The 19,102-nt window shown below is 73.3% G+C and carries 16 protein-coding genes and 2 pseudogenes; 8 read left to right on the top strand and 10 right to left on the bottom strand.

The genetic code is table 11. The annotated features are described in order from the left end of the window. Positions 1 to 177: 177 nt before the first annotated feature. Entirely contained in the window at positions 178 to 1,695 is a 1,518-nt protein-coding gene (locus ABZU46_RS15520; RefSeq protein WP_354858094.1) for a serine/threonine-protein kinase, read from the top strand. Positions 1,696 to 1,764: 69 nt separating this feature from the next. On the opposite strand, the gene ABZU46_RS15515 is transcribed toward ABZU46_RS15520, so the two are convergent. The 4 genes from ABZU46_RS15515 to ABZU46_RS15500 all read right to left on the bottom strand — a co-directional run bounded on the left by ABZU46_RS15515 (position 1,765) and on the right by ABZU46_RS15500 (position 5,813). Next, entirely contained in the window at positions 1,765 to 2,208 is a 444-nt protein-coding gene (locus ABZU46_RS15515; RefSeq protein ID WP_354858092.1) for an HNH endonuclease, read from the bottom strand. Positions 2,209 to 2,423: 215 nt separating this feature from the next. Next, on the bottom strand, positions 2,424 to 3,680 hold the full coding sequence (locus ABZU46_RS15510; protein WP_354858089.1) for a hypothetical protein: 1,257 nt from the start codon (positions 3,678 to 3,680) through the stop codon (positions 2,424 to 2,426). A gap of 66 nt (positions 3,681 to 3,746) precedes the next feature. Then, positions 3,747 to 5,300, bottom strand: a complete 1,554-nt coding sequence (locus tag ABZU46_RS15505; RefSeq protein WP_354858086.1) for an FAD-dependent oxidoreductase — start codon at positions 5,298 to 5,300, stop codon at positions 3,747 to 3,749. Between the two features lie 30 nt (positions 5,301 to 5,330). Continuing rightward, positions 5,331 to 5,813, bottom strand: coding sequence for an MSMEG_6728 family protein (locus ABZU46_RS15500; RefSeq protein WP_354858084.1), 483 nt, complete (start codon positions 5,811 to 5,813; stop codon positions 5,331 to 5,333). A gap of 106 nt (positions 5,814 to 5,919) precedes the next feature. On the opposite strand from ABZU46_RS15500, the pseudogene ABZU46_RS15495 reads away from it, so the two are divergent. Beyond that, positions 5,920 to 7,716, top strand: a pseudogene (locus tag ABZU46_RS15495) (NAD-binding protein); the annotation flags it as partial. A 54-nt stretch (positions 7,717 to 7,770) separates the two neighbouring features. Here the strand turns inward: ABZU46_RS15495 and ABZU46_RS15490 are convergent. Together ABZU46_RS15490 and ABZU46_RS15485 are read right to left on the bottom strand one after the other, a co-directional pair. After that, positions 7,771 to 8,806 (bottom strand): annotated as a pseudogene (locus tag ABZU46_RS15490) (APC family permease). An 11-nt stretch (positions 8,807 to 8,817) separates the two neighbouring features. Beyond that, entirely contained in the window at positions 8,818 to 9,555 is a 738-nt protein-coding gene (locus tag ABZU46_RS15485) for a phosphatase PAP2 family protein (protein WP_354858097.1), read from the bottom strand. A 120-nt stretch (positions 9,556 to 9,675) separates the two neighbouring features. Here ABZU46_RS15485 and ABZU46_RS15480 point away from each other — a divergent pair, with 120 nt between their 5' ends. Continuing rightward, positions 9,676 to 10,899 (top strand): DUF4032 domain-containing protein, encoded by a 1,224-nt coding sequence (locus ABZU46_RS15480; RefSeq protein WP_007465906.1) that lies wholly within the window; start codon positions 9,676 to 9,678, stop codon positions 10,897 to 10,899. Between the two features lie 88 nt (positions 10,900 to 10,987). On the opposite strand, the gene nagA is transcribed toward ABZU46_RS15480, so the two are convergent. Genes nagA through ABZU46_RS15465 form a run of 3 tightly spaced genes read right to left on the bottom strand, consistent with a single transcriptional unit; the run spans position 10,988 to position 14,021 of the window. Further along, positions 10,988 to 12,097, bottom strand: coding sequence for an N-acetylglucosamine-6-phosphate deacetylase (gene nagA / locus ABZU46_RS15475; protein WP_354858081.1), 1,110 nt, complete (start codon positions 12,095 to 12,097; stop codon positions 10,988 to 10,990). Beyond that, on the bottom strand, positions 12,094 to 13,095 hold the full coding sequence (locus ABZU46_RS15470) for an ROK family protein (RefSeq protein WP_354858078.1): 1,002 nt from the start codon (positions 13,093 to 13,095) through the stop codon (positions 12,094 to 12,096). Before ABZU46_RS15470 ends, nagA begins: the two co-directional genes overlap by 4 nt. After that, positions 13,092 to 14,021, bottom strand: coding sequence for a sugar isomerase (locus ABZU46_RS15465; RefSeq protein WP_354858075.1), 930 nt, complete (start codon positions 14,019 to 14,021; stop codon positions 13,092 to 13,094). Before ABZU46_RS15465 ends, ABZU46_RS15470 begins: the two co-directional genes overlap by 4 nt. 202 nt (positions 14,022 to 14,223) lie before the next feature. Between ABZU46_RS15465 and ABZU46_RS15460 the strand changes: the two genes are divergently transcribed. From ABZU46_RS15460 to ABZU46_RS15445, 4 genes are all read left to right on the top strand, one after another. Next, positions 14,224 to 15,009, top strand: a complete 786-nt coding sequence (locus ABZU46_RS15460; RefSeq protein WP_007465896.1) for a DeoR/GlpR family DNA-binding transcription regulator — start codon at positions 14,224 to 14,226, stop codon at positions 15,007 to 15,009. A gap of 120 nt (positions 15,010 to 15,129) precedes the next feature. Next, positions 15,130 to 16,140, top strand: coding sequence for an ATP-binding cassette domain-containing protein (locus ABZU46_RS15455; protein ID WP_354858073.1), 1,011 nt, complete (start codon positions 15,130 to 15,132; stop codon positions 16,138 to 16,140). After that, positions 16,137 to 17,156: an ABC transporter permease subunit gene (locus ABZU46_RS15450; RefSeq protein ID WP_354858071.1), complete on the top strand. Its 1,020-nt coding sequence runs from the start codon at positions 16,137 to 16,139 to the stop codon at positions 17,154 to 17,156. The genes ABZU46_RS15455 and ABZU46_RS15450 overlap by 4 nt, the downstream gene beginning before the upstream one ends. A 113-nt stretch (positions 17,157 to 17,269) precedes the next feature. Further along, positions 17,270 to 17,692 carry a DUF3263 domain-containing protein gene (locus ABZU46_RS15445; RefSeq protein WP_354858068.1) on the top strand — a complete coding sequence of 141 codons (423 nt, stop codon included), beginning with the start codon at positions 17,270 to 17,272 and terminating at the stop codon, positions 17,690 to 17,692. 11 nt (positions 17,693 to 17,703) lie between these two features. Here the strand turns inward: ABZU46_RS15445 and ABZU46_RS15440 are convergent, their stop codons facing one another. Then, positions 17,704 to 17,919, bottom strand: coding sequence for a hypothetical protein (locus tag ABZU46_RS15440; protein ID WP_234583345.1), 216 nt, complete (start codon positions 17,917 to 17,919; stop codon positions 17,704 to 17,706). Between the two features lie 255 nt (positions 17,920 to 18,174). On the opposite strand from ABZU46_RS15440, the gene ABZU46_RS15435 reads away from it, so the two are divergent. After that, positions 18,175 to 19,020, top strand: coding sequence for a hypothetical protein (locus tag ABZU46_RS15435; RefSeq protein WP_354858067.1), 846 nt, complete (start codon positions 18,175 to 18,177; stop codon positions 19,018 to 19,020). The last annotated feature ends 82 nt before the right edge of the window (positions 19,021 to 19,102 follow it).

Genomic DNA, 19,102 nt, shown 5'->3' with positions numbered 1-19,102 from the left:
GGTATACCTCAGAGTCATATTCATACCTCTGAGGTATACCGCTCAACAGCACATCGACACGGCGGGCAGCCAAAGTGGATGGCCAGAGCCCTTCGCCGCAGCCACCGCGGACCCATCCATTGCGAAGCCTCGATCCCGGGTGGTGTCCGCTGCGGGCCGTACGGCAGGCTGTCCGTCGTGCAGCGTGATCGGTTGCTTGCGGGCCGCTACCGGCTCCTGGAGCGCCTCGGCAGCGGCGGCATGTCCGCGGTCCACCGGGCGTACGACGAGGTGCTCGAACGGGACGTGGCGGTGAAGGTGCTCGTCGCCTCGGACGCCAACGCCCGACAGCGGATCCGGGCCGAGGCCAAGGCGGCGGCCCGGTTGTCGCACCCGTACGTCACAGGCGTCTACGACTTCGGTGAGTCGGTCGTCGACGGCGTCCAGGTGCCGTTCGTGGTGCTGGAACTGCTCAACGGCGTCACCCTCGAACAACGGTTGGCCGCCGGTCCGCTGCCACCCCGCGCCGCGCTGCGGGTCTGCGCCGAGGTGGCCACGGCACTCGCGGCCGCGCACGCCCAGGAGCTGGTGCACCGCGACGTGAAACCGAGCAACGTGATGCTCACCCCCACCGGCGCGAAGGTGCTCGACTTCGGTATCGCGGCGGCCGTCGGCGACCCCGAGATCGACTTCGATGGACGGCTGCTCGGTACGCCCGCCTACCTCGCACCGGAGCGCCTGGCGGCCGGCGAGGTCCTGCCGGCCTGCGACGTGTACGCCCTCGGCCTGCTCCTGCACCGGACGCTCACCGGTCGGCTGCCCTGGGCCACCGAGGCGCAGACCGCGATGCTCCGTGCCCACGTCCACGTCGAACCGGACCCGTTGCCCGAGATCGACGGAGTCCCCGCCGAGATCCACCGGCTCTACCGCTGGTGCCTGGCCCGCGATCCCGCCGACCGGCCCTCGGCCGCCGACGCGGCCCGCATCCTGCTCGGAGCTGCCGCCGGGCCGGCGACGGCGGATGTAGCCGCAGCCGCGGGCGGAGCGACCGAGGGCGGGCCGGCGGCTGACGAGGACGAGCCGGTCGACGACGGGCCGTCCGAGCCCTCCGCCGGTGTCACCGCCGACCCGACCGATGCCTCCCAGCGACACTCCTGGCGTCGGCGTCGGGTGGCGCTTGCGGTCGGCGGCGCGGTGATCGCCGCGGTGGCGGTGGCCGGGTCGCTGGGCGACTACGGCACCCGGCAGCACGACGGGCCCATTCCACGAACCGGCATCGGCACGGGTGGCACCACCACTGTGGGGCTGCCGCAGACCGTCGCACAGCCCGAACCGTCCGCCGCCCGTCCGCCGGCCGGCCCGTCGGCCCGGAACACCCCGGCCGTTCCCCGGACCAGCCCATCGACGGGTTCGGGCGGAAGGTCCACTCCGGCACCGACGCCGTCCAGGCCCACACCCACGCCCACGCCCACGCCCACCGACCCTGCGGTGGTCACGGTGCAGGCCCAGGGCGGAACGGTCACCGTCCGCTGCCTCGGGGGATCGGCCGAACTGCTCACGGTGACGCCCGCGTCGGGCTATCGGGCGGCGCCCTACGACCCCGGCCCGGCGAAGCAGGTCCAGGTCGAGCTGACCTCGGCTGAGCACAGCAGCGAGATCCGTGTGCACTGCGCGAGCGGCCGCCCGAAGCCGAAGGTCAAGGAACGCGACGTCTGACCCGGGGGCCGGCGGGTGCCGCGCCGGGGCGTACCCCGACGCGGCCCCCCGTTCCCGCCGGCCGGTCGGTCACCGCCCGGCCAGCGACGCCCAGCCCGGGTTCACCGGCTCCCGGCGCAGCGGCATGCCCGCCTCCGCCGGGGTGCGGTCGCCCTTGCGCTGGTTGCAGCCGTAGCAGGCGGCGGTGGTGTTTCGCCAGGTGTTCCGGCCGCCCCGCGAGCGCGGCAGGATGTGGTCGATTGTCGATGCCGCCCCACCGCAGTACGCGCAGCAGCGCTCGTCGCGGCGTAGCACCCCGGCCCGGGACCAGGCCGGCCCGGAGCTGAACCGCCACCGGGTGACCACGTAGCGGACCAACCGCACCACTCGGGGCAGCGGGAAGACGCCGATCACCTGGTCCGGCTCCGCCTCGTGGATCTCGGCCACCCGACGGCAGAGCATCCGGACGGCGTGCTGAACGGTGACCCGGTGCAACGGGCCGAGGTCGGCGTTGATGACGAGGACGGCGTCCACCGGGGACTCCTTTCAGCTGGTGACGGACAGCGAAGAGCCGCCCGGTCCGGCGTTCGGACGGGGCGGCTCGGCGCGTACGGGTACGCGTCAGTCCGGCCGGCCCGCCCGGGGGCCTTTCGCTCGCCAACCGTCGCCGGGCAGCGTCGACGACGGCACGGTGGTGACGTGCGACCTCGTCATGTTCTGCTCCCGCGGCGGTGGTTGACCTTGCGCGATCACGGTAGGTCGGTACGGGAGAGTCGGGCAACGTATTTCGATGGGCTGCCCGGCTCCTCGGGACGACCCTGACGCCGGGTCCGGGGAGCGCGCCGGGTCCGGGGAGCGCGCCGGGCCCCTGGAGCGACCCCCGCCGCGCGACGGGCGTTGGCCAGTGGCCGGTCCAGCCGCAGGGCCATCCGCGCGGTGAGTTCGCTGTCCAGGAGCGGCCGGTTGACCTCGCCCGCCACAGCCAGTGCGGGGCCGGAGACGGAACGCCAGATGGCGGCCAGCCCGGCGCCCAGACCGAGCAGGGCGACAGTGGCCCGCGTGGTCGGTGAACCGGCCGCGGCGGCGGCGCTCACCCCGACCACCGCGAAGAGCACCACCAGCAGGGGCACCAGCACCGGCCAGAAGATGCCCCGGGCGGCCTGGGCCACCAGCCGTCGGTCCCGGATGATCAGGTTCCGGGCGACCACCGCGTAGTCCTCCTCGTCGAGCAGGTCGCGCGGATGCAGGCCGCCGGTGAGCACGCCGCGCCAGAGGTCACCCTGGTTGCGCAGCTCGCGGCTCAGCTCGGCCGGTTCGGGTTCCGCCGGATCGCCCTGGCCGGCCCGTTCCACCGCGACCGCCCAGGCGGCCAGCGAGCGGCGTACCACAGCGGCCGAGTACGGCGGCAGCACGCTGGCCAGCTCGTCCAGCCACCGGCTGAGCTGGACCTGCCGGCCGTCGAAGCGCCGCAGCAGTTGGGCGGCGTCGCCGGGCCGGACCGTGTCGGCCAGGGACCGGCCCAGCCGGTAGGCGAGCCCGACCCGGAGGTTGGTGGCCATCGCCCAGCGCAGCACGTCCACGTTGAGGTCGTCGAGGGCGAGCAGCAGCGGTTCGGTGTCGGCGGTGTCGGGCTGTTCCAGGTCGGGCAGCCGGTCCAGGTCGGGCAGCCGGGTCCGGGCGGCGGACGTGTCCGGCAGCGGCCCGGTGTGCCGGGTGAGCGCCGAGATCTGGGCCAGCGCGACGTCCACGCCGTCGAGGTACATCCGCATCCGGCGCGGGAGCGACATCTCGGTCAGGTTGGAGAGCTTGGCCGGTGGGTGGGCCGGGACGGTCGGACCGGGTTCGGCGTGCTGCCCGTGGTGGTACGCGTCCGCCATCCACCAGCCCAGCCGCAGCGCGGTGACGACGCAGGCGCGCTCGTCGCGGAGCAGCGGGTACGCGTCGTCCCGGCCGGTCTCCTCGGTCAGCGGAACGCTCTGGGCGCCGACGCGGTGCAGTGGTGACATCGCCGCTGCCCTCCCGCCCGGCCGATCGACGGATGATCATTCGAGCGTACGGCAGCGTACCGTCGCTTATGTTGCTTTTTGTCGGTTTGGGGTGGCCCGCCCGGCCAGCAGGCCCCGAGGCCGGATCGAGCGCACCGGCTCGGCCGCGGCGCCCTCCGCGCGCAGGATGTGGTTCGCCGCGATGATCCCGGTGGCCGCGGAGCGTTCCATCAGGGCGCTCGGGAAGTCCGTGGCGATCCCGTCGCCGGCCAGATAGACGCCGGGCGCCTCGGTGCGCACCCCCGGACGCCAGGCGTGGCTGCCCGGCGTGAACGCCGGCGCCTGCGCCTCCACCCGGGCGCGCAGCTCCCGGACCCGCAGGTCAGCCGCCTCCGGCCAGAGCGCCACCAGCTCGCGGCGCATCCGCTCGGCCAGCTCCTCGGCCGGCACACCGGGCTCACAGGCGTACGCGTGCAGCTCGACGACCGAACCGCCGGTTTGTCGCGCCCAGCGGCGCGACTCGTTCTCCAGCCGGTGGTAGAGCGTCACCGAGTCCAGTGTGGGCTGTCGCGACACGCCGCTGAACACGGCCCGGTCGGCCGCCACGTCCCCGTCGCACCAGTACCGCGCCACCGCGTACGGCGGGCCGGGCGTGCCGAAGCGGGGCATCCGCGCCGCCAGCTCCGGTGCCCGCCCGACCAGGTCGGGGGAGGCCGCCACCAGCGCGGCCAGGGCCGGCGGATCCACCGCGAGCACCACGTGGGCCGCCGGGTGGCTGCCGCCGTCGGTGGTCGTCACCCGCCAACCCTCGCCGTCGCGGTGCACCCCCGTGGCGCCGGACGCGGTGAGCACCCGACCGCCGTGCTTCTCCACGTGCCTCGTCAGCGGCTGCCAGATCGCGGTCGCATAGTCCTCGTCGGGGCAGTCGAAGGCCAGCCCCTCCGGATTGCCGAGCAGGTAGAAGTGGAACTGGGCGACCATCTCGGCCGCCGACATCTCCGCCTCGTGGTTGAAGAACGAGTGCGAGAAGACCTCGAACAGCATCGCCCGCGCCCGGTCCGGCAGTCGCAGCGAGGCCAGCAGCTCGTCGGCGGTGGTGTCGTCCAACTCCGCGTAGGTGCGGACCGGGTCGTAGGTGAGCAGCGGCAACGCCGCGTCCCGGTCCATCGACCGCAGGTCGGCCAGGCGCAGGCTGGGACTGCGCAGCAGCAGCGCCAGCAGGTTCGCCGGCGGCGCGGGCGGCAGCCTGCCGAACTCCTCGGTCGGCCACTGTGCACTGAGGATCGGGTAACCCGGAATCGGCTTGAGGAAGCCCAGGTCGGGCTCGACGCGACGAAGGATGGAACGCCAGTTGTAGTACTGCCGGAAGAACGCGTGGAACCCGTGCTCGTTCTGCTGCTCGCCGTCGCCGAGCGCCTCGGGCCACGCGCCGAGCCGCCCGCCCAGCGTGGGCGCCGCCTCCAGCACCGTCACCGCCACGCCCCGCTCGGCGAGCACGACCGCCGCCGACAATCCGGCGATCCCACCGCCGACCACGACCGCCGCGACCGGTCCCGGCACGCGGTCGGCGCCACCTCCGCCCGGGTCCACCTGGTGCTGACGTACGCCGATGAGCCGACCCACCACACGCGACAGCGCCACGCGCACCTCCCTCTTCCGGCCCAGTCTCCCCTACGGCAGGCAGCGGCGCTCGCGGTCGGACGCGGGCCAGACGTACTCCAGATCCTCCGGGACGTCGGCGCCGAAGATCGGGCGGTAGTGCGCCGGGTCCTTGCGCAGCAGCGACGAGCGGTGGCTCAGGTGCAGGTCGTCGCGGCCGAGCCAGGGCGGCAGGTCACCAGCGCGGGCCAGCTCGTCCTGTGTGCGTACGACGCCGGCCCCGCAGGCGGCGGCGAGGTCGACGGTCAGCGTGGTGGCGCAGGTGTCGGCCCGTCCCGGCTCGGTCCAGACGGCACACATGTCCAGCCCGTAGCGGGTGAGCGCCTCCTCGTACCCGGCCCACATCTTCACCGCCGGATGGTTGCGCCACCCGTACCCGGGTCGGGTCAGGCCGCGGAGCACCTGGATGGCCTCCACCCGTTGCTTGCCCAGCCGCTTCTGGTCCAGCGCGCGGGCGCTGGCCAGAAAGTCCGGGTACGGCAGGAAGGTCTGCATCCCGGTGCTCTACCCGCCGCCCCGGTCGACATGCCTGGTCGACATGCGTGCTCGGGATGATCCGGGCGGGGTCGCCCAGTGTGGTCGTGCTGGTTACGATCCGGGCATGGCGGAGCCGTGGCGGGACCGGGCGCGACGGGCGGTCGAGTGGAACTGGCGGCTACGCGCCGCCGGTGATCCGCGTCCGCACTACGTGATCTGCGGCCGGGACGCGCTCGCCTACTACGTGGCCCGTGCGATGGTCGAATCCGACCTCCCGGCCGGCGGCGTCCGGGTGACCGTCGTGGTGCCGGAGCGCTACCGCCGCAACGGGCCGGACGTGGCCGGGCTGCGTGGGGTCCGCGTGGTCCGCTCGGAGCGTCTGGACGTGGCGACCTTCGAGGCCGCCGGGCTGGCCGGGGCGACCGGCCTGGCCCTGCTGCACCAGGACGACGTCGGCAACCTGCACGCCGCGCTCTGCGCCCAGGCCGTCGACCAGCGGGTGCGCCAGGTGCTGCGGATGTTCAACGGCACCCTCGCCGATGGCGTACGCAAGCTGCTCAAGGCGCCCGTCGAGGTGCTCTCCGACGCCGAGATGGCCGCGCCGGCGTTCGTGGCCGCCGCGCTCGGCGAGGTCGACCCCAGCTCCTTCCAGCATCGGGACAAGACGCTGCGGGTGGCGCGGCGGGCCGACGTCCGGCCGCAGGACGTGGTGTGCGCGCTGGCTCGCCCCGACTCGGAGCAGGGCATGGAGCTGCTGCCGGCCGAGCAGGCCGGCGCCGACCTGGTGCTCGCCGAGGCGACCGGGCAGCCGCCGGGCACCGAGGTCGCCGCCCGGCGGCTGGTCCGGGCGCGGCGGCGTCGCCGCCCGGTCGCGGTGCTGCTGCGGGCCGTACGCGGCTTCGCCACCCGCAAGATCGGCATCGCGGTGATGCTGGTGCTCGCGGTCATCGTGGTGCTCGGCGCGCTGATCTCCCGGGCCGAGGACGTCTCCCCGCTGGAGGCGCTCTACCTGACGCTGGTCACCACGCTCAGCGGCGCCGACCCGGACACCGGCAAGGCGGCCGACGCGCAGATCATGCAGGTGGTGCTCAACCTGGCCGGGCTGGCGCTGATCCCGCTGATCACCGCGGTCGTCGTGGACGGCATCGTCAACGCCCGGCTGGCCCTGCACACCGGCCGGCTGCAACCGGCCCGCGCCGGGCACGTGGTGGTGATCGGCCTGGGCAACGTCGGCACCCGGGTGATGGCACAGCTCCGCGAGTACGACGTCGAGGTCGTGGCGATCGACAAGGATCCGGAGCCGCGCGGCGCGACCCTGGCCCGCCAGTTGGAGGTGCCGCTGGTCGTCGGCGACGCCGCCCTGCCCGAGACCCTGACCGCCGCGTCGGTGGCCGACTGCCAGGCGCTGGTGGTGGCGTCCACCGACGACGTCGCCAACCTGGAGGCGGCCCTGGCCGCGCGCGACCTCCGGGACGACCTGCGGGTGGTGCTGCGGCTCTTCGACGGTGACTTCGCCGAACGGGTGGAGGAGACCTTCGCACTCGGGGTGTCCCGATCGGTCTCCTACCTGGCCGCACCGGCCTTCATCGGCGCGCTCACCGAACGCGCGGTGATCACCACCATTCCGGTCGACCGGCACGCGCTGCCGGTCGCCGAGGTGCCGGTCGCCGCCGGCTCCGAGCTGGACGGTCGACCCCTGGACCTGGTCAACCGGGACGGGCAGGTCCGGCTGATCGCCCGGACCCCGGCCGGCGGCGCGAAGACGATCTGGTGGCGGGACCTCGACCCGCGACAGGTGATCTTCGCCGGTGACCGGCTCACCGTGGTCGCCCGCCGACGTGGCCTGGACTGGCTGACCACCCAGTGCGCCCCGCCCGCCCGCACCGGTCCGGTTCCCCGGCCGACCGGGCCTGCGCCCGGCGGCGAGCCGATCCCGCCGTCGGCGACGAGGTCGGTGCCGCGCCCGGCGGACCTCTCAGCGACTCCGCTGCCGCAGGCCGTACCCGGCGACGCCCGCGGCGAGCACGCCGAACCCGGTGAGGACGCTGCTGAGCGGCAGGTTGACCGCGAGCAGCAGGCAACCGACCAGCCCCAGGCCGGCGAGCACCTGCACCGGTAGCTTCCGCTCCCGATCCCGGCCCAGCGTGAGCGCCGCCGCGTTGGTGATCGCGTAGTAGACGAGCACCGTGCAGCTGGAGAAGCCGATCGCTTCGCGGACGTCACCGAGCAGCACCACCACGATCACCACGGCGGCGACGGCCAGCTCGGCGCGGTGCGGCACCTGGTGCACCGGGTGCACGGCGGCCAGCGCGCCGGGAAGGTCGCGGCGGCGGGCCATCGCGAGGGTGGTCCGGCCGATTCCGGCGACGAGGGACAGCAGCACCCCGACGACGGCGATCGTGGCCCCGGCGCGGACCACCCAGGCCAGGCCGGGCAGTCCGGCGGCGGTCACCACGTCGACCAGGGGCGCTGCCGAAGCGGCCAGCCGGTCGGCGCCGAGCACGCCGAGCGTGACCACGGCCAGCACCAGGTAGATCGCGAGCACCGCGCCGAGTGCCAGCGGCACCGCGCGGGGGATGGTCCGCTGCGGGTCGCGGACCTCCTATGCCGCGCAGGTTCACAGCCGTCACCGCGAGCACCGCGCCGACCGCGACCAACCGCGCCTGCCCCGGCCACAGGTACGCCCCGATGGTCAACGCCATCGCCGCGCAGCTCGCCGTCTTGCCGACCACGAAACCCCAGCCGGCCACGAAGCCGGCCAACGGTCCGAGGCGTTCCCGGCCGTAGACGTAGGTGCCGCCGGATTCTGGGTAGCGGGCCGCCAGCCGGGCCGAGCTGGTCGCGTTGCAGAAGGCGACGAAGCCGGCCAGCACCAGCGCGGGCAGCAACCCGGAGCCGCCGGCCGCCGCCGCGGCCGGGCCGAAGACCACGAAGACGCCCGCGCCGAGCATCGAGCCCAACCCGATGACAACCGCATCGGGTACGCCGAGCCGCCGCGCCAGTTGATCCACGGACCGAAACCCTAGGGGTACGAGGTGAACGGCCGGTCCCATGTGCGTAGCCGGCCGGGGAGCGGCACATCGTCCCAGGGCACCCGGTGCAGCAGCCGGTCCAGGATCAGCCCCAGCAGCAGCCCGGCCACCGAGTCGGTCAGCCAGTGCCAGCCGAGATAGGTGGTGGTGGTGAGGACGACCAGCGGCGGCACGATGCGGATCACGGTGATCAGCCGGCCCGGCAGGTGCCGGCCGAAGCTGCGAGCCAGCGGGGCGAGTAGCAGCGCGATGCCCCCGTACCAGACGATCGCGTTGGCGACGTGCCCCGACGGGTAGGACTGGGCGAATCGCACCGGCAGATCGTCGTGGAACAGCGGCAGGGTCTGCTCGGGCGGCAGGAACGGTTCCTTGACGCTGGCGCTCGGTGCGGCGCGCGCGGTCCACACCTTGAACGGGCCGATGGTCAGATAGGTCAGCACGAACGCGACCACCGGCGGCAGGATCGGCCGCACCGAGCGGAGCCGGACGGCCAGCAGCACGCCCAGCCCCGCGGCGATGAGAGTCAGCGGGGTGCCCTGGCCGAGCAGGTTCAGCACCCGGGCCACCCAGTAGGCGACGGTCGGTCGGTGCGCGTCGGCCCAGTCGGCGACGGCCCGGTCCAGCCCGAAGAGCTGGTGGCCGACGAGGGCGACGGTCAACCCGACCAGCCCGGCCAGCAGCAGGGCGTCGAACCACCAACCGGCCGGGCGGACGGGCCGTAGCCGCAGGTCACGTCGTACCGCCGTGGGTTTGAGCACGCGACCACGCTACCGGGCCGACGCGAGGCCGGGGTGTTCGGCGCTGTGGGCCCAGCCACGATGTGAGGCGGATGCGGGGGGCGACCCGTCATGCTTGTGCCCGTGCGGATCACGTCTGCCCTCGTGGACCCGGCGCTGCTCGACCTGCCCTGGTCGACACCGCTGGAAGAGTGGCCTGCCCAGCACCTGGTGGCCCTCCCCCAGGGCATCTCCCGACACATCGTCCGCTTTGTCCGCCTGGGCGACTACGTCTACGCGTTCAAGGAGACCCGCGAGCGGATCGCCGAGCGGGAGTACGACCTGCTCCGGGCCCTGGAGCGCATCGACTTCCCGTCGGTCGAGGCGGTGGCGGTGGTCGCCGACCGGCAGACCGAGGACGGCGAGCCCCTCGAATCGGTGCTGATCACCCGGCACCTGCAGTTCTCGCTGCCGTACCGGGCGCTCTTCTCGCACACCCTGCGCCCGGAGACGATGAGCCGGCTGCTCGACGCGCTCGCCGCCCTGATCGTGCGGATGCACCTGACCGGCTTCTTCTGGGGCGACTGCTCGCTGTCCAACACGCTGTTCCGCCGCGACGCGGGCGCCTTCGCCGCCTACCTGGTCGACGCGGAGACGGGCGCCCTGCACACCTCGCTCTCCAACGGGCAGCGCGGCGAGGACCTGGAGATCGCCCGGGTGAACATCTTCGGTGAGGCGCTGGACCTGCAGGCCGCTGGCCTGCTGCACGAGTCCATCGACCCGGAGGTGGTCTGCGAGGAGGTCGTGCAGCGCTACGAGCGGCTCTGGCACGAGATCACCTACGAGCAGGCGGTCGAGCGGGAGGCCCGGCACGACATCGAGGGCCGCATCCGCCGGCTCAACGAGCTGGGCTTCGACGTGGCCGAGGTCGCCATGTCGACCATCGACGACGGGCGCTACCTGGTGCGACCGAAGGTGGTCGACGCCGGCTACCACACCCGGCGGCTGCTGCGGCTGACCGGTCTGGACGCCGAGGAGAACCAGGCCCGCAAGCTGCTCAACGACCTGGACGCGTACCGGGCGGAGAGCGACCTGACCGACGAGCAGCAGGCGGCGCACCGCTGGCTCACCGAGGTCTTCGAGCCGGTGGTCCGGGCCGTGCCCGCGAACCTGCGCCGCAAGCTGGAGCCGCAGGAGCTGTTCGCCCAGATCATCGAGCATAAGTGGCTGCTCTCCGAGCAGGCCGGCCGGGACGTCGGGATGGCACCCGCCGTGCAGTCGTACCTGGCCGACGTGCTGGTGCACCGCCCCGACGAGCAGGCCGTGCTCGGCGTCGACGTCCCCGCCTTGGGCTGACCCGGCCTCCGCTTCGCGGCGACCGCCGTGCCTGCCGCCGCCCGTCGCCGTCCGGTGCCGCCCGCCGCCGCCCGCCGGCCTCGGCGCTTCACTCCACCCAGGAGCCGCCGCGCAGCACCCGCACCACGTTGAGGTCGTCGTCGAGCACGACGAGGTCGGCGCGGAGGCCGACCTGGAGGGCGCCGACCCGGTCGCCCAGGCCGATGGCGCGGGCCGGGGTGGTGGCCACCATCCGGGCGGCGTCGGCCATCGGGATCCCGGCGTGCACCGCGTGCCGCAGCGCCGCGTCCATGGTCAGCGTGCTGCCGGCGATCGCGCCGTCGCGGGCGAGCCGGGCCACCCCGTCGGTCACCGTGACGGCCTGACCGCCCAACTCGTACTCACCGTCGGCCATCCCGGCGGCGGCCATGGCGTCGGTGATCAGCGCGACGCGGTCCGGGCCGGCGGTCGCGGTGGTGAAGGTCAGTATGCCGTCGTGCAGGTGCACCCCGTCGGCGACCAGTTCGCAGATCACGGTCGGCGCGTCGAGCAGGGCCACCACCGGGCCGGGCTCGCGGTGGTGCACGGGCCGCATGCCGTTGAACAGGTGCGTACCCACGCTCGCGCCGGCCGCGATGGCGGCGCGGGTCTGCTCGTAGGTGGCGTCGGTGTGGCCCACGGCCGCTACCACGCGGTGGGTGGTGAGCAGCTTGATCGCCTCCAGCGCGCCGTCGCGTTCCGGGGCGAGGGTGACCATCCGGATCGCGCCTCGACCCAGCTCGATCAGCTCGGTCAGCTCGTCCGTGGACGGGTCGCGCAGATACTCCGGGTTCTGCGCGCCGCAACGGGCCGCGGAGAGGTAGGGGCCCTCGAAGTGGACGCCCGCCAGTACCCCCTCGTCGACCAGCGGCGCGAACGCCTCGGTGGCCGAGCGCATCACCGGAAAGGGCGCGCTGACCAGGCTGGCCAGCAGCGTGGTGGTGCCGTGCGCCAGGTGGAAGCCGGCCGCCGCGCGCGCCTGGTCGGCGTCCCCGGTGGTGAAGGTGTGTCCGCCGCCGCCGTGGGTGTGCATGTCGACGAAGCCCGGCAGGATCCAGTGCCCGTCGCGGACCGACGGATACTCGGCCACGGCCGTGATCCGATCGCCGTCCCACTCGACGCAGCCCTGCCGGATGACACCGGTCGGGGTCACCACTCGGCCGTTCACCCGTACGGTCATCGCTCCTCCTGATGGTCAAGGACGCGGGCGGCGTCCGTGTCCCGGACGCCCGCGGCGTCCAGCGCGAGCAGGGCGGCGCCGAGGCAGCCCGCCTCGTCGCCGAGGGCCGCCGCGACCACCCGCGGCTCTCGGTGGAAGGTCATCCGCTCGTGCAGCGCCGCCCGCAGCGGGCCGAGCAGCCCGTCGCCCGCCTGGGCCAGGCCACCGCCGAGCACGATCGTCGACACGTCGAACAGCGCCTGCCCGGTGGCGAGGCCGTCGGCGAGGGCCTCGACCGCCTCCTGCCAGACCTGGACGGCGAGGGGCTCACCGGCGGCCGCTCGCTCGGCCACGATGGCTGCCGTCACGGCGGCACCGGGTGTCCGCACCGCGCCGTCGCCGGCCAGCTCCGTGTAGCGGCGGCCGATCGCGGCCGCCGAGGCGATCGCCTCCAGGCAACCGGGTCGCCCGCAGCCGCAGCGCGGGCCGTCGGGACGGACCATGATGTGGCCGATCTCCCCGGCGGCGCCGTGCGCGCCGACGGCGGCCACGCCGTGGACGACGTGCGCGGCGGCGATGCCGGTGCCGATCGCCACGAAGAGCACGTGGTCGGCGTCGCGCCCGGCGCCGAGCCGGGCCTCGGCGAGACCACCGACGCGCACGTCGTGGCCGAGGGCGGTGGGCAGCCCGAGCCGCGTCACCGCCAGGTCCCGCAGCGGTACGTCCCGGAAGCCCACGTTCGCCGACCAGACCGCGACCCCGCGTGCCTCGTCCACCACTCCGGGGACGGCGATGCCGATCGCGACCGGGGTGAGGCCGTCGGCTCGGGCCTTGCCGATCAGCCCGTCGGCCACGTCGAGAATGGTGTCGATCACGGCGGCCGGGCCGCGCGCGGCACCGGTGGGGTGTCGCTCGGTGCGTACGGCGACGCCGTCCGGCCGGACCAGGGCGCACTTCATGCCGGTGCCGCCGACGTCCAGTGCCACGACCACCCGGTCGTCGCTCACGGCACCGCTCACGCCAGCACCACGGACCGGCTGAGGTGTCGGGGCGCGTCCGGGTCGAGGCCCCGGCTGGTCGCCAGCGCGACCGCGAAGCGCTGGGCCAGGATCAGGTCGGCCATCGGGTCCACCGGCGTACGACCGGCAGACCAACTGCCGAGCACCGTGCGCCAGCCGTGCGTACGGCTGTGCACGAAGGCCGCGCCGGTGGCGGCCACGTCCTCGGGCAGCCCGTCGGGCAGCTCGCCGAACGCCCAGACGAGCCGGCCGGGCGCGGCGATCGAGATGGGGCCGTGTCGGTAGTCCATCGCCGGGTACGCCTCGGCCCAGAAGGTGGCCGCCTCGCGGCACTTCAGCGCGGCCTCCTGAGCGAGGCCGACCGTCCAGCCCCGACCGAGGAAGGTGGCCTGCTCGATGGTGGCCGGGTCGATCGGCAGCGGGGAGCGCACCGCCACCTCGGCGTCGGCGGCGAGCGCGGTCACCGGGTCGCCGAGGTGCGCCCGGAGCAGGGCCAGCGCGGTCGTCGCGAAACGGGTCTGCACCACCGACCGCTCGTCGGCGAACGGCATGGTCACCGCGGCGGTGGCCAGGTCGACCGCCGGCGCGGCCGGGTCGCCGACGATGACGGTGGTGGGTGTACGCCCGCGCAGCGCGGCGAGCAGATCCAGCACCTCGGTGGTGGTGCCGGAGCGGGTGATCGCGATCAGCCGGTCGTAGTGGCGGCCGGCGGGGAACTCGGACGCCTGGAACGCGTCGGTCTCGCCCTGGCCGGCCTGCTCACGGCGGGCGGCGTACGCCATCGCCATGAACCACGACGTGCCGCAACCGACGACGGCGACCCGCTCGCCGGGGCGGGGAAGGTCGCCGCGCACGACGCGGGACAGCTCGGCGGCCTCCCGCCAGCAGTCGGGCTGGCTCGCGATCTCCGCGTCCACGTACGCCATGGGAAACTCCTCGCCGGGCCGACCTGTCTGCGCAATACGGCTCGTTACACCCGTATTTCGCGCGTTATTCTGCGCGAAGTGGGGCGGCCGTGGCAACCGACCGGCCGATCGCGCAGAACAGCCTTTTGCGCCAGGCTAGTTTCGCGCACTAGTGTGCACGCAATCAATCACCGATCGTGCAGTCACTGGGAGGGCCCCCGAGGTGGACCGGTACGCCAGATGGAACGCCCTGCTGGAGATGCTGACCGACAACGGCCGGGTCAGCGTCGAGGCGGCAGCCGAGCGGCTGGACGTCTCCCAGGCCACCATCCGGCGCGACTTCGACCAGCTCGCCCAGCAGCAGATGATCACCAGGACCCGGGGCGGCGCGGTCGCCAACGGCGTCTCGTACGACCTGCCGTTGCGCTACAAGACGGCCAAGCACTCGGCCGAGAAGCAGCGGATCGGCGCCGCCGCCGCGGCGCTCGTCACGCCCGGCACCGTGGTCGGCCTGAACGGCGGCACCACCAGCACGGAGGTGGCCCGGGCCCTCGCCGTGCGGCCGGACCTGAACACCAGCGCCGAGGGTGCCCAGCTCACCGTGGTGACCAACGCGCTGAACATCGCCAACGAGCTGCTCGTGCGGTCGCGGATGAAGGTGGTGGTGGCCGGCGGGGTGGTGCGCCCGAAGTCGTTCGAGCTGGTCGGCCCGCTGGGCGGTGCGCTGCTGCGTGAGGTCACCCTGGATGTCGCGTTGCTCGGCGTGGACGCGATCGACCCGCAGCTCGGCGCCGCCGCCCACCACGAGGGTGAGGCGGCCATGAACAACCTGATGGTGGCCCGCGCGAAGCGGGTCGTGATAATCGCGGACTCGTCCAAGTTGGGCGGTCATGCCTTCGCCCGGATCTGCCCGGTCGAGCGGGTCGAGACGCTGGTGACCGACTCCGGGGCGGACCCGGAGGTGGTGGACGCCTTCCGGGCGGCCGGCGTGCAGGTCGTCTGCGCCTGATCGGTAACTCTCCGTCAATAAAACGCATCGATCGGCGTGTCGATGCATACCGGGTATTGCGCGGCGCTGCATACCGCGTATGGTGTCCGCTGTCACGCCCACCATCGGGGGAGGTGCAGCTTGCCAGCTGTCCTGGAGATCGAAGGTCTACGTAAGACGTACAAGAGTCGTCGACGCGGCACCCGCAACGCGCTCGACGGCTTCGACATGCGGGTCGACGCGGGGCAGGTGCACGGCTTCCTGGGCCCCAACGGGTCCGGCAAGACCACCACGCTGCGTACGCTGCTCGGCCTCATCCGGCCCGACGGCGGCCGGATGACGCTGCTCGGGCACGAGGTTCCCGCCGCGCTGCCCACCGTCGCCGGCCACGTCGGCGCCATCGTGGAGAGCCCGCAGTTCTTCCCGCATTTCTCGGCACGGGACACGCTGTCCCTGCTGGCCGGGGCCGGCGAGGTGCCCGCCACGCGGGTCGACGAGGTGCTTGAGTTGGTCGGGCTGCGCGACCGCGCGGGCGAGCGCGTCAAGACGTACTCGCTGGGCATGAAGCAGCGGCTCGCCGTCGCGTCCGCCCTGCTGAAGAACCCGACGCTGCTCATCCTCGACGAGCCGGCCAACGGCCTCGACCCGGGCGGCATCCGGGAGATGCGCACGCTGATGCGGACACTCGCCGAATCCGGGATGACCGTGCTGCTGTCCAGCCACATCCTCGGCGAGATCCAGCTGATCTGCGACTCGGTCACCATCATCTCGCTCGGCCGCCGGGTCGCCTTCGGCCCGGTCGACGAGGTGCTCGCCCAGCACTCGTCCGGCGCGGTCCGGGTCCGCCTGGAGGCGGTCAGCGACCTGCCGACGGCCGCCGAGGCCCTCACCCGGGCCGGGGTCAAGGTCGCCGGGCACCCGGACCACCTGATGCTGACCGGCGTCGACAAGCCGGCCACGGTGACCCGGCTGCTCGCCGAGCACAACCTGTACGTCAGCGAGCTGGCCCCGATCGCGGTCGACCTGGAGAGCGTCTTCCTCGAACTGACCGCGACCGCGCCGGTCCCCGGCCAGAACCGCCAGGTCGACGAGTCCATGAAGGTTGGTGGGACGGGTCAGCCCGGCGCCACCGCGGGAGGGTGGGGCGCGTGAGCCTCTTTCGGACGGAGCTGCGCCGGCTGGTCAAGCGGCGCTTCACCCGCTACATGACGCTGCTCGGCCTGCTGGTGCTGGCCGCGGTGGTGGTCGGTGTCTTCTTCACCAATCAGAAGATCGACGCCGGTCAGCTCGCCAAGGCCGAGCGTCAGGCCGACCAGCAGTACCAGGAGCAGATCCGCTGGAGCGAGCAGGAGCGGGTCAACTGCGAGCAGGCCAAGACGGCCGGCACGCCGAACGACGGCGGCCGCTACCCCGACGACTGCTCGATGATCACGCCGCCGTCGCGGGACCAGATCCAGGCGGAGTGGTTCCTGCCCTCGACGTTCAATTTCCGCAAGACGTTCGACGAGACGCTGGTCCCGTTCGCGGCGATCCTCGCCCTGGTCGGGTTCGTCGTCGGCGCCTCCTTCGTCGGCGCCGAGTGGAGCACCGGCGGCATGATGAACCTGCTGCTCTGGCGGCCGAAGCGGCTTACCGTACTGCTCACCAAGCTGGCCGCGCTGCTCACCGGCATCCTGGCGGTGACGCTGCCCGCCGCGGTGCTGTGGTTCGCCGGGTTCTGGGCGGTGGCCAGCTTCCGGGGCAGCACCGAGAAGATGACCTCGGGCGCCTCGCAGTCGTTCGCTCTGACCGGGGTACGCGGCGTGGCGCTGGTGCTGGTGCTCACCACCATCGGCTTCGCGCTGGCCTCGCTGGGCCGGCACACCGCGATGGCCCTCGGTGGTGTCGTGGCGCTCATGGTGGTCGGCCAGTTCGGCCTGGGCATCCTCCTGTCGATGGCCAGCGTGAAGTTCGCCGAGGCGTGGCTGCTGCCCACGTACGCGCTGGCCTGGATGACCAAGAAGGTGACACTGCAGGACTGGAACGCCTGCAACGCCACCTACTCCGGGGAGTGCAAGCCGGACACCATGGACATCACCTGGCAGCAGTCCTCCGTACTGTTCTCGATCGGGCTCGTGGTGATCCTCGGAGCGGCGCTCTGGACGATGCGTCGACGCGACATCTCCTGATCGACGCCAGGGAGTCAACGGCGCGGCCGGCCCCACCGTCGGGTGTTTCCGACGTACGGAGCCGGCCGTGCCGGCTGCTGCGACAGTGGTCGGCCCTGGCTAGGCTGAACGTCATGCCCGCCGACGCCGCCCCGACCGCTCCCGAGCCGTCCACCGACGCTCGTCCGGGCGCGACGGCCGGCGGTGTCGCGCCGAGCGTCCCGACCCCCCGGCCGGCGCCGCCCGTCGAGAGCACCGACGACGCCACGCCGGCCGACGCCGAACCGCCGGACGACGAGACGGCCGCCGAACCGGCCGCGCCCCCGGCGGGCCTGACCACACGCGAACGGGCCATCCTCGCCTTCGAGCAGCAGTGGTGGCGGCACGCCGGCGCCAAGGAGCAGGCCGTCCGGGACACCTTCGGCGTCTCCTCGACCCGGTACTACCAACTGCTCAACGGGCTGCTGGACAATCCGGCGGCGCTCGCCGCCGACCCCGTGCTGATCGGCCGGCTCCGCCGGCTGCGTTCGTCGCGCGCCCGCAACCGCCGTCGCTGACCCCGCCGGCCCTACTTCTTCTCGTACCCCTGCAGGCCGTTGCCGATGGCGAAGAACGTCGGCGCCCACTCGCCGATGAAGATGCCCCACCGGTCCGCGCGTGCCACACCCGCCCGCTCCAGGTGCCTGGAGAGGAACCAGCTGGTGAACGACAGGCCGATGCTGGCGAAGCCGGCCATGTACATGTGTTCCGCCTTGAGCCCCGATTCGTGCAACCGCTTCAACATCTGCGATCCCCCTGTCGCGACGGACGACCCCGACTCGCGTTCCCACCTGCGGAAGCGCAACTCGAAGGCCAGACGTTGTCACGCTACCGCCGGGCCGCCGCCGGCGAACCGGGTTGCCGCGATACCGGATACGGCAGGAATGCAGCCGGGGCGGAGGGGTACGCGGGCTATCGTCCCGGTCGACGTCACGCGGGCCACGGGCCGATGGAGGGAGCAGGCTATGAAGGGCGCCATGCCGAGGCGGCCACGCCGGTGATGCGGGTACGCTCCGCGTCCGCGCCGGCCCCGGGCCGGTCGGTCAACGAGGACCTGGTCTTCCAGTTCGGCCCACTGGTCGGTGTCCTGGACGGCGCGACCGTGCCGGACGGCTTCGACACCGGCTGCGTCCATGGGCCGGAGTGGTACGTCCGACACCTGGCCGCCCGGCTCGGTGTGGCCGAGGCGGCCCGTCCGGCGGCCCGCCTGACGAGCAACCTGGCCGCGGCCATCCTCGCCGTGCGCGCCGATCACGGTGGGCAGTGCGACCTCGATCATCCGGGCACCCCGTCCAGCACCGTCTGCCTGCTGCGCGACTGCGGCGACCAGGTGGACTACCTGGTCCTCTGCGACAGCCCGTTGGTGCTGGACGTCGGCGGGCAGGTCAGCGTGGTGAACGACGACCGGCTGGACACGGCGATGGCCGACCTGCGGCAGACGGTCGCGACCGTGCCGGCCGGTGCGACGGACCCGGTCACGCGGTTCCGGCACGCGGTGAGCGTCCAACGGGAGCGGATGAACCGCACCCACGGCTACTGGGTCGCTGCCGCCGACCCGGACGCGGCCTTCCACGCGGTGACCGGGACAGCGCTCCGGCAAGGCCCGGCGGCCCTGCGCCGGGCCGCGCTGCTCAGCGACGGCGCGTCCAGCGCGGTCGAGCAGTTCGGGCTGACCGACTGGGCGGGGCTGCTGGACCTGCTCAGCGTCGAGGGGCCGGCCGCGCTGCTGGTTCGGGTCCGGGACGCCGAGCGCGATCATCCCGACCGGCTGCGCCGGCACAAGCCCACCGACGACGCCTCGGTGGTGTTCTGCGAGTTCGGATCGGTCGGGCCATCGGCCAGATGACGACGGAGCGTGAGGAGAAACACCCTGACCGCCCGACCGGCCGGTACCGGTAGCCGGACCGCCAGTGGATGTCCAATGGGGT

Origin of the sequence: Micromonospora sp. NPDC005197 (assembly GCF_040608295.1) — a bacterium.
Classification (GTDB): Bacteria; Actinomycetota; Actinomycetes; order Mycobacteriales; family Micromonosporaceae; genus Micromonospora.
This window is presented reverse-complemented; position numbering and strand designations above follow the sequence as displayed.